Genomic DNA, 10,841 nt, shown 5'->3' with positions numbered 1-10,841 from the left:
TACGATGAAGCCAAATCTATCTTTATGTGTACTGCATCAACATGGGGTACAAAGCACTCAGCAAAAAGTCATCACGTTTTCTGAGGATGCTCAACTGAGCACGATCAAATTAAAGGCTGGATTACCGACTGCAGAATATGCCTGGTTGGATCTTGTGCAATGCACGTTGAGCTGGCAAGCGGAAGATGCCGCCTGGGCATTGCAACACGGGTACGATGGCTTTAATTGCACGATCAATGATCTGCTGTTGGCAATAGGAGAGTCAGCTTTGTTACATGTTGGCGATTGTATTGAAATCGGTATGCTACGACTGCAAGTATTGGCAGCACAAGAACAACACCAGCCAGTCACGAGCACAGATATGAACAGCACATTGCATGACGATGCACATGTAGTGGGTCACGCTGAGAAAAAACCATTCGCGCTCACTGATTTGGCTGACAAGGATTACTGGAAACAGGGTGATGAGAAAAATAATCCCTATGACATAGTCCCGACTATCACTTTGCCAGACTATGCGCTCAACAATGAGAGGTATCGTGCGTCAGAAGTGAAACAAAATTCATTGGCACAACTAGGTAAAAACTACATTAAAGCCATCGTCGATCCAGCAGCGTTGCATGGGCAACAAGTCGCTAGCATGCAACTGACCATGCTGGAAACAAAACTACTCACACCAGAACAGCGTGCCGCCTCGCTGCGTGAGCAAGATACGTTATCAGATATTCTGTCTGGCCCGGTGGATGGCGCAAATTATTACCTGGACAAATTTGCGCCAGCAAAAGAGTTTGCGGGTGAATTAGCCCTCAGCAAGCATGATGCGATGCAGAGGTATACCTGGGATCTCAATCACAACAATAGTCGCACACGACCACCAGAATTAACGCGGCGTGAGCACCACGCCATGAGTCCAGATAGTCATTTTTCGTTAGAACGTGCATTTCCAGAAATTGCAGACGACACTAACGACGCCAATAAAAAATAACAGAGGCTCCCCATGCAACGCATTAGCAGCAATAAATTGACGTCCAACGATAACAAGACCAATCACCAAACGAAACCGAAAGCCCGTCCCCACGCCCATTTATTACCCACGCTGTTTGATCGTTTGCGTGATGATGCACCCCAGCGTAAAACCGAAGCGTCGGGTGAGTACACGGTATCACGGAAGCAGCTGTGCGAAATCATTCAACGTGATCTGGCGTACTTGCTCAATACCACGAACATCGAAGATTTAATTGATCGTGACGCCTTCCCAGAAGCGGCAGCCTCAACCATTAATTTTGGTGTGCCAGCATTGGCAGGCAGTTATTTATCAACCCATAAATGGGAGAAAATCGAGTTGATGATACGCCGTGCCATCACAAATTTTGAGCCACGCTTGGTGCCAGGAACATTGCTAGTGACCCCTTTACTTAAAAACGATGGCACTAATCACTACAACGTTTTGCTATTTGAAATTCGCGGTCAGATTCAGATGGACCCGTATCCGATGGAATTCATGGTGCAAAGCTCGGTGGATTTAGAGACGAATCGGATGTCGATTGTTTCATCGTCGGCGCGATGATGCTCATTACGAACAGTTGACGTTCACAGAATAATTATTTGAAAGCAGTTAATGGATCCACATCTACTCGAATACTACAATCGGGAACTCATCTACATGCGCGAGATGGCCGGTGAATTTGCTGATCAACACCCAAAAATCGCCAAACGCCTGGGCATGCATGGGATAGAAGTCGCCGATCCGTATGTAGAACGCTTGATCGAAGCATTCTCCTTTATGTCGGCGCGGACGCAAATCAAGCTTGATGCCGAGTTCCCACGTTTTACACAGCGCTTGCTGGAGGTGATATATCCGAATTATGTCAGTCCGACTCCGTCGATGGCGGTGGCCAAATTACACCCTAGTGCAACCCAGGGCGATTTCACTAAAGGCTTTAAAGTGCCACGTCAGACAGCGTTTAAAGCTAAGGTGCCACAGGGTGAGACAACCGCCTGTGAGTTCCGTAGCTCGCAAGACGTAACGTTGTGGCCGATAGAGATCGTCGAGGCTAAATTGACTGCCGCACCACCTGATATTGTGCGCATGGATCGCTATATTCCTGCCCATATACAAGTGCAAGGCGCATTACGTTTGAAGCTGCGGATCAATGGCGAAATGAATTTCTCAGCTTTGCAGGGCTTGGATAGATTACCGATTTATTTGTGCGGTGATGAAACCATCGCGTCGCATTTGTTTGAACTGCTGCATACCTCGGCGGTGGCGACGTTTGTCACGACCCCGGGAGACATGTCCAAGCCGCATGTGGTGACCAAGGATGCGTTGGTGCATGAAGGGTTGGAACCTGGCGAGGGGCTGCTGCCGTTAGCGTGGAATACCTTTCATGGCAATAATTTATTGCATGAATATTTCGCTTGCCCAAGCCGGTTCTATTTTTTTGCATTGACCCAATTAGCTGCCGGCTTAAAGCGTATTGATTCGCAGGAAGTGGAAATTGTGGTGTTGTTGTCGAAACCACCTGGCACGTTGATTAGCCATGTCGATGCGCAGCAGTTTGCGTTGTTTTGCACGCCGGTGATTAATTTGTTTCCCCATCGTACCGATAGGGTGGCGATCAACACCAAGGAGCCAGAGTTTCATGTGGTTCCAGATGGTGCACGGCCGATGGACTTTGAGGTGTTTTCTGTGACGGAGGTTGCTGGAAGCGTTGATTCAAAATCAAAGCTGATGGAATTTCGGGCTATGTTCCAGACCTTGAATCAGGATGAAGGCAACTATGGTCGTTATTATTCATTGCGCCGTGAACGTCGCCTAGCGTCCGATGCAGCGCGTAAATATGGCACGCGCACACCATATACTGGCACGGAGGTCTTTTTATCGTTAGTCGATCAGCAAGAAGCGCCGTATAGCGAAGAACTCGGCTTTCTATCGGTGCAGGCGTTATTGACCAATCGTGATTTGCCGGGCGTGGTACCGCGTAATGGCGTTTCAGATTTGTCGGTCTCGGAATCAATCCCGGTCGATAGCGTAGGGTTGATCCGTCCGCCAAGTAAGCCGCAAGCGCCGTTTGCTGAACGCGAACATGCGTGGCGTTTGATTCGTCAGTTGGGATTTAATTATCTACCACTGGCGAACATGAGCGGACGTGAGGGTGGGCAAGCGTTACGCGATCTGTTGCGCTTGTTCGTGGTCAGCGACGATACGGTGCAGCAGCGTCAAGTCGAAAGTTTGATCGGTTCCGATATCGAACCGGTAACACGTCGGTTGCCGGGCAACGGCCCGCTAGTCTATGGTCGTGGGGTGTCATGCAAATTGACGGTGGATGAAACTGGCTTTTCTGGCGCTAGCCCGTATCTGTTTGGATTGATACTGGAACACTGGCTGGCGCGTCATGTGTCGATTAATGTATTTACGCAAACGGAATTGCACACCATGCAACGCGGGCTAGTGACACGCTGGCCGGTGCGTATGGGCGGCAGGGGAGTCGTCTGATGGAGATGCGCATACCGGCGGAGCAGGTTGTCGAACAAAGCACAGCAGATATACAGGCTGCTGTCAATTGTCGCTTGACGTCCGCTGAAGAAAAGCCGTGGCAACACAGTTTTACGTCATTGCTACGCTATCTGGCGGCGCGTAATAGCGACTCTACACCGCAGATAGGGAAAGCGACACGACCACGACAAGAGCCATTTCGGCTGGGGCAACAGCCGACGCTGGCGTTTGCACCGCGTGAAATCGCTCAAGTGGAAATGGGGAAAAATGAGCCACATGCTCGCCCTAAAATCAATCTATTTAGCCTTGGTATGCTCGGGCCCAATGGACCGTTACCGATTCACTTTACCGAGATTGCCAAAGACCGTTTAGACAATCGACGTGATGCGACGTTAGTCAAATTTTTAGATATCTTTCATCACCGCTCGATGACGCATCAGTATCGGGCATGGGCGCAATCGCAGTCAGCGGCCAGCTTAGATCGAGCAGATGACGAAGGGTTTACGCGTTACGTCAGTCGCTTAACTGGCAACGATCCACTCGATATTCAACACTCGCCGTTACCAACGCATGCGCGTTTGGCGGCGTCCGCGCATCTGATCCGGGAAGCCAGAAATCCTGATGGCTTATCCAGCACGCTGGCGCAGTTCTTCGGTGTACCGGTGCATATTCAAGAGCACATGTTGCACTGGATAGACGTCGCGCCGGAAGAGCATACGCGTTTGGGGATTGCGTCTGAATCGGCAGTGATGGGTATGGGCGCATTGGCAGGCGAGAAGGTGCCGGATCGACAGCACAAGTTTCGAATCGTCATCGGCCCATTGAATTTGTCGCAGTATTTACGCTTTACCCCTAAGGGTAAGGATTTGCCGATTTTGGTGGAGTGGGTACGGGCATTTGTGGGCTACGAATATATCTGGGATGTGGAGTTGAAAGTTCAGGCCGCCGCTGCACCGCCGGCACGCATAGGTGGTGAAGAGAAGCTGGGTTGGTCAACCTGGTTGGGTAACGGCGACGCAGTAGAGGCGACGACCGGGATGATATTTGAACCGGAACAGTACGTGAACAATTTGCAGTAACCGCAGAAATTACAAAAGCGGCAGAAAAGTGAGAACAGAATATGAGTATTTTTAAAAAGAAGAGTCAAGACACGTCCGAAATTTTTGACGTAATAGCGCCGTTGTCAAAGCTTGAGCCGTGTGGCCCGAATCTGGAATACGATCCCGAGTATGTGGTGTTAGTGGCCAAGATGGCACCCAAAGGTGATACCCAATATGGCGACTTCATTGGCGCTGCCGAAGCGCCAAACTGGGGCGATATCGAACGCGATTGCCGCCGCATGTTATTGCGCAGCTGTGATATCAACATCATTGTGCTACTGATGCGTTGCCGCACCCGTATTGCACAAGCGGAAGGCTTACGTGAAGGTTTGGCGTTGTTGGTCGCTTCGCTGGAACAATATCCAGACGCCATTCATCCTCAAGCAACTATTGAAGGTGAGTACGATTTAACGGTACGCGCCAATGCGCTGGCGACGTTGACCGACCCAGAAGGCTTAATGGCAGATATCCGCGAAATCATTATCAACAAAAACAGCGCGATGCGTTTGCAAGTGCGTGATGTTGAACGCGCCTTCGCCACGCCCAAGCCAGCGGATGCGCTGTCGGCGTCATCAGTGCAGCAACAGTTGGATGATTTATATCGTCAGCATGATAATAATTTGGCAGCATTGAGCGAGGTCGCCCATTTGCTCAATCGTCTACAAACGTGGTCGATTACTTATTTAGATGACTACGCGTCGGATTTACGTGCTGTGCAAAAACTTGTAGGCTTATTCAGTAGAAAAGATCAGCCGCAAAACGCAAGTATCTCAGCGCCCAAAAAACTGTTGAATGTTATCCAGGCTGCCATCGCACCACCTGTCGAAGCGGCCAATCTACCACCATCATTACCACCTTCGCCTATGCAAACCAATTCATTCGAACTACAAGACGACTCCATCCAGGACCGTCAAATGGCGTTACAAGCGATGATCAAAGCACGTGAATGGTTTGAGCAGGCTGAGCCGAGCAGTCCGGTGTCGGTGTTGTTGCGGCAGGCTGAAAAAATGGTCGGAAAGCGGTTTTCTGAGGTGGTGCAGTGCATTCCGCTTGAGTTGTTGGAGCGGTGGGAGCAGGAGGCGAAGTAAATTTAAATGACTACTATGTTTTTCTGCACAAATTATAGCCATCGAAATGTTAAATCATTGTAAAAAAACGGTAACTGTCATTACTTATGAGGAGTAGCAGTGGAATGTGTCGCAGAGGGTTTTAGGGAAAATCGTGGATGCCAATGAGACGTTGGCGTGAGGGTCGTTGTGGATAGAGTTCATTTTTAATCATCGATAAAAAGGTGAACAAAATCAATGACGTAGTGACTTCTGAAGGAAGTTATGCACAGGGCTACACACACATTCTGTTGATAAGTAACGAAGGTGAGCTATGTTTGATATTGAAGGGCCGTATAGGGCCTCCAGAATTAAAAACTGGATGAATAGCGTGGATGATGGGCTCAAGATAGTGGCCGCCATTGGCGCGCTACTTAGTGCGATCGGGGCGTTGTTTTCATTTTTTAGTTAACGAGACGGTATCATTTCACCCCAAAATACGATCACTTTGATAGAAGAATGATAGAAACGATCTATCTCTGTGTCATCCCTCCAAATTGTCTGGATAAAAATGAAGCAAGAAGCAACGACCGCCGCGCTCAATGCGGCTAATTTCTGGATGGGTATTGAATGTTTAAGTCCGAATGCCGCACCAAAAACCGGAAAAGACGCCGCCACCAATGCCATCACTTACGATATCAAATGCGAAACAGAAATGCCGTGGCTCGATCTGGAAAAGATCAATTTACTCAGTGCGCACGAAAATAAAACAACTGGCAGTACAGATTTCAACAATACCTGGCGTTTTACAGCTTACTGTTCGCTACTGTCGATGCCTATAGTGATCGAAGAAATTCGTGCACACTTAGGTGCCGTCCCAAATGCATTAAGTGAATATCGACCAGGCAATCCTGCTGCAACACTTGGCATGTCATTAGATAGACGAGGTATGGTCGTCGATGTTCCTTTTATCAGTAGCATGCCGTGGGCAATAGGACAACTTAGCAATACGCCGAAAAATACCAAAATTGATTTTACGGGTTTCTTTGGATTGAATGCGCTGCAAGATAAATTAACTAGTGCTATCGTCGACTTATTGTTTCGTCGTGGAGTATTAGCCAAGGATGGTAGTCCTGCCTTGATTGATGCGTTATCGGCTGAAATGCAAGAGCAAATTGCGGCTGATTACACCCAACGCACCATCACTCTTCAGGACATCAACGATGTTTGTGCGCTGGTCTTTGAAATGATCGGATGGCATCCCACAGAAATCATCAGTGCGCTGCGCATTCAGGCAAAACCTGTCTCTGTCAAAGTAGATCAGTCTGGTAATGCATCCAACGATACCGATCTGCTCAATAGCTTTTATGTGGAAGATATCCATTTAGTTGCCAATGCCATTGAGCGTGGGGACACTGGCGCGGCGCTCAATGATTACATGACAGCGCAATTACCCGATGAAAGGGTGGATATCCGCGCCCCTCACGATCAAACGGTTACGCAAGGGGTGGTTCCGCGAAAGATGCCTTTAGGTTGCTGGCCATCTCAACATCCGCTAGTGCTGGCACAACAATTTGCCGTCAATACCATTCATCAGAAACTGGGCACTGGCTCAGGTATTTTTTCTGTCAATGGGCCACCTGGTACCGGCAAGACCACGTTGTTACGCGATGTGATGGCCAGTATCATTGTTGATCGCGCATCCACCATGGCGACCTATGACGATCCATTATCGGCATTCCACACTGAAATCAAGATCGAAGGCTGGAAACATGGAAAAGTGTGGGCAGTTGATCCACAGCTGTGTGGGAAGAGTATCGTTGTTACGTCCGCAAACAATGGTGCAGTAGAAAACATCACCAAGGAATTACCTGCCCGCAAAGCATTGCCTGCATCGTCGACGCTCGAATATTTCTCTGCGTTGTCGGATTCAATTGCCGCTGATTTCGGTGCCAAGGAACGCAAGCATGGTGCGACATGGGGCGTGTTTTCAGCTGCTTTGGGTAGCAAAAGCAATAGAACGGCCTTTTTTAAACACTTTAGCCAGCCGGTAGGGAAAAACGCCGCGTCGACAGTGCCAGCGCATCCACTGCGTACCTTATGGGAGGTCGTTGCAGAAGAAGGTGTCGCTCTTCCTTGGCAAGAGGCGAAAACGGCATTTGAACAAGCGCGCCAACGGGTAGAACAAGAACAGCGCCATACACAACAAATCGCTGACGCTATCGCCACATTACACATCATAGTCACACAGTTAAATGCTGCGCAAACGACTAAAATCAATTGTATCCAGAAGCAGGTTCAACTAACTGCTAAGCGGGATCAACAGTGCGTGCGGTTACAAGATGCAAAACTTGCACATCAGAAGCTCGCTCGCCTTCATTTTGTATCGCAAGAACGCGACAAAGCAGCAGAGCAGCTCCAACACATTCAAACCGCCTTGGCGGCAGATCCGGTCGATACTGCCGTGTCGACCGTCGCGATGCTCGAAGAATCGCTTCACGATGTATCTGAAAATCTGCGTCGATCTGAGTTGCTTCTCCATTCCCATTTGCAAGGAAAGCCGGGATTATTTGGAAGGTTACTCAACTGGAAATTGTCTGCTGAGTGGGCTAAAAATTTGACACTGGCACAACAAGACTACAAAACGTGTGGTGATGACGTGATACGAACCCGTACCGGCTTAAAAGCTGCGCAGCGCATGGTGGAGCAACGTCAAAAGCTGTTGGCCGAGCGTGACGAAACACAGCATAAATATGCGGCTGCAGCGAACTCTTGTCAGAATGCTGGACTAGATCCTTTTGAAAAACATCGTCTTGATCCTGCTCAGCTGTTATTGGCAAAAACACAGTATCAAACAGCAACCGATAGCCTTGCGCATACTCAGTTGGAATGGGAACAACACGGTCAATTGACCGAAACAGCAAAAGACAAAGTGGGTGTATTACTACAACAGGAAAAACGGCAACGCCTCCTGTTACAGGATTGGCATATCACGGATACGATGATTTCCACCTGGTGTGGTGAGGGATTATCCGAAGATCAATTGCAACTGGCTTCACCTTGGTTGAGACAAGAGTATTTCACTGCGCGACAAGATTTATTCTGTGCCGCGATGAATTTGCATGCCTCTTTCATTGTCGCTAGTTGGCAAAAATTAAAAAATACGCTACTGGCTTTACGCTTTCTCAATGATGGCAAAATCACTGCCGGTAATGTCGATGGCGGTATCGTGCAATTATGGGAAGCGCTATTTCTGGTAGTGCCGGTGGTGTCTACCACATTTGCCTCTTTTCCTCGCATGTTTAAAGGGTGGGGGAGGGAAAGTATAGGCTGGCTGTTGATTGACGAAGCAGGGCAAGCTACACCACAACAGGCAATGGGAGCTATCTGGCGTGCCAGACGTGCGGTAGTAGTAGGGGATCCGTTGCAATTGGAACCTATCGTCACCTTACCGACGGAGGCCTTAGAGCCATTACGCCTGCGATGCGGAGCGCGTAGCGCCTACAATCCCAATAATTCGTCGGCACAAGTGTTAGCTGATATGGCAAATCCCATCGGCACAATGCTGGGAACTGATGATCTCCAGAAGTGGGTTGGTAGTCCGCTACGTGTGCATCGACGCTGCCTGCATACTATGTTTGCCGTCTCCAATGCCATTGCTTACGATGGCATGATGGTCTACGGAACAGCAAAAGATGAGCGAGATATGTGGTTCGGTGAAAGCTGCTGGATCAACGTTCCGGCAAGAGAAGCACAGGGCAATTGTGTCCCTGCCCAAGTAGAGTTAGCTGCCAATATGATCAGTGATTTTGTGAAGCAATACGGGTTAAAAACGAATGGAGAATTTAATCTCTATGTCATCACGCCTTTCCGCGATACCAATGCGGCTCTTGATAAAGCACTATATAGCAAAATAGGTGGGCAAAAAAAGGGTATGCATGGAACGGTTCACACTTTTCAGGGGAAGGAAGCGGACGTAGTGTTGATTGTATTGGGAGGGGATCCCAAGAAACCAGGAAGTATTTCAAGTTTCGCTGCTGCCAAGCCCAACTTATTGAACGTGGCGGTTACGCGTGCGAAAAAACGGATTTATGTCATTGGTGATCATGCACAATGGGCCAATCATCATTATTTCGATAGCCTTGCCGCAGCACTTCCTGTCAAATCAGATATCGTTCTCATCGGCCCTGAATATGTCGATGCATAGCAGTAATCGGAACTTAATTTGCAAACACAAGCATTGGCTGTTATCAATCTGACCGCCGCCGACTATGTGATTCACATGGATCCATGGTGAAATCCTGCGGTTGAAGATCAGGCCTCTGATCAAGCGCATAGGATAGGGCAATTGCGGCCAATTACTATCTATTGGTTAGTGACGCGGCACACCATCGAAGAAAGTATCGTTGACTTGCACAAGCACAAGCGCGATATGGCCGATAGTTTATTAGAAGGCAGTGATATAGCGGCACGACTGTCGGCCAGCGAGATGATGACCATGCTGCAGGCTGGTTTGCAGCATTAACTTTAGCCATCTGTTCAAAGAGCTTTAATGGAATGGACGCTCCTTTCAGTTAAGCGGGGTATTCCCGCTATTTTGGCACTTCGATGCCGTTTTGAAGGAGGGTGCCCATTTCATTAAAGCCATCACAAGAACTGCGCTGCCCTTGTCATTTAAGGCCACTCGCAGCACTCTGTTTGACTAGAATTCAAAACGGAAACAAAACCGCTTACAATAATCATTTTTTGAGGAAATTACGCTATGAACAAAACTGAACTGATTGATGCAATCGCCGCTGATGCGGATATTTCCAAAGCCGCCGCTAAACGCGCGTTAGATTCTGTCATCAGCAATGTGATCAAGGTAGTAACTAAAGGCAATAGCGTTCAGTTAATTGGCTTTGGTGCCTTCTCATCCGGAAAACGTGCTGCCCGCACCGGGCGCAATCCTCAAACCGGGGAAGCACTTAAGATCAAAGCCTCTAAAACAATCAAATTTACTGCTGGCAAAACCTTTAAAGATACTGTCAACAAACGCAATAAATAAAGTGTGGACTTCGTCGGTGATACGGACCAAAAAATATTTCCTTTGCTCTTGTGACTAGTTAAACTAGCTATCACTCCAATGGTTTAGAATATTTTTCGATGCATTCGATCTGCATGTAGATAAAATTTGTCTACAAAAGGACTTCGCCTCTA

General features: G+C 48.4%; 8 protein-coding genes and 1 pseudogene. All 9 read left to right on the top strand.

Annotation, left to right across the window (positions count from 1 at the left end):
* Positions 1-4 precede the first annotated feature (4 nt).
* On the top strand, positions 5-985 hold the full coding sequence (locus GEV47_RS15610) for a TagK domain-containing protein (protein WP_194270683.1): 981 nt from the start codon (positions 5-7) through the stop codon (positions 983-985).
* Between the two features lie 12 nt (positions 986-997).
* Entirely contained in the window at positions 998-1,567 is a 570-nt protein-coding gene (tssE, locus tag GEV47_RS15605) for a type VI secretion system baseplate subunit TssE (protein ID WP_153235717.1), read from the top strand.
* Positions 1,568-1,618: 51 nt separating this feature from the next.
* Positions 1,619-3,496 carry a type VI secretion system baseplate subunit TssF gene (tssF, locus tag GEV47_RS15600; protein WP_153235716.1) on the top strand — a complete coding sequence of 626 codons (1,878 nt, stop codon included), beginning with the start codon at positions 1,619-1,621 and terminating at the stop codon, positions 3,494-3,496.
* Entirely contained in the window at positions 3,496-4,575 is a 1,080-nt protein-coding gene (tssG, locus tag GEV47_RS15595) for a type VI secretion system baseplate subunit TssG (protein WP_228124746.1), read from the top strand. Before tssF ends, tssG begins: the two co-directional genes overlap by 1 nt.
* A gap of 41 nt (positions 4,576-4,616) precedes the next feature.
* Positions 4,617-5,684 carry a type VI secretion system protein TssA gene (locus tag GEV47_RS15590; RefSeq protein ID WP_153235715.1) on the top strand — a complete coding sequence of 356 codons (1,068 nt, stop codon included), beginning with the start codon at positions 4,617-4,619 and terminating at the stop codon, positions 5,682-5,684.
* A 292-nt stretch (positions 5,685-5,976) separates the two neighbouring features.
* Positions 5,977-6,114, top strand: a complete 138-nt coding sequence (locus GEV47_RS19610) for a hypothetical protein (RefSeq protein WP_228124745.1) — start codon at positions 5,977-5,979, stop codon at positions 6,112-6,114.
* A gap of 99 nt (positions 6,115-6,213) precedes the next feature.
* The gene (locus GEV47_RS15585; RefSeq protein ID WP_153235714.1) at positions 6,214-9,849 is read left to right on the top strand and encodes a DEAD/DEAH box helicase; all 3,636 of its coding nucleotides are present in this window, start codon (positions 6,214-6,216) and stop codon (positions 9,847-9,849) included.
* A 42-nt stretch (positions 9,850-9,891) separates the two neighbouring features.
* Positions 9,892-10,167 (top strand): annotated as a pseudogene (locus GEV47_RS15580) (hypothetical protein); the annotation flags it as partial.
* Positions 10,168-10,404: 237 nt separating this feature from the next.
* The gene (locus tag GEV47_RS15575; protein ID WP_153235713.1) at positions 10,405-10,689 is read left to right on the top strand and encodes an HU family DNA-binding protein; all 285 of its coding nucleotides are present in this window, start codon (positions 10,405-10,407) and stop codon (positions 10,687-10,689) included.
* Positions 10,690-10,841 lie beyond the last annotated feature (152 nt).

The organism is Glaciimonas soli (assembly GCF_009497155.1).
Classification (GTDB): Bacteria; Pseudomonadota; Gammaproteobacteria; order Burkholderiales; family Burkholderiaceae_D; genus Glaciimonas; species Glaciimonas soli.
The sequence above is the reverse complement of the archived record's forward strand: the minus strand, read 5'-3'. Positions and strand labels throughout refer to the sequence as shown.

Coding starts and splice junctions, on each gene's coding strand:
- GEV47_RS15590 (WP_153235715.1), top strand. CDS start 4,617: ATGAGTATTTTTAAAAAGAAGAGTCAAGACACGTCCGAAATTTTTGAC.
- GEV47_RS15610 (WP_194270683.1), top strand. CDS start 5: ATGAAGCCAAATCTATCTTTATGTGTACTGCATCAACATGGGGTACAA.
- GEV47_RS15575 (WP_153235713.1), top strand. CDS start 10,405: ATGAACAAAACTGAACTGATTGATGCAATCGCCGCTGATGCGGATATT.
- tssF (WP_153235716.1), top strand. CDS start 1,619: ATGGATCCACATCTACTCGAATACTACAATCGGGAACTCATCTACATG.
- tssG (WP_228124746.1), top strand. CDS start 3,496: ATGGAGATGCGCATACCGGCGGAGCAGGTTGTCGAACAAAGCACAGCA.
- GEV47_RS15585 (WP_153235714.1), top strand. CDS start 6,214: ATGAAGCAAGAAGCAACGACCGCCGCGCTCAATGCGGCTAATTTCTGG.
- GEV47_RS19610 (WP_228124745.1), top strand. CDS start 5,977: ATGTTTGATATTGAAGGGCCGTATAGGGCCTCCAGAATTAAAAACTGG.
- tssE (WP_153235717.1), top strand. CDS start 998: ATGCAACGCATTAGCAGCAATAAATTGACGTCCAACGATAACAAGACC.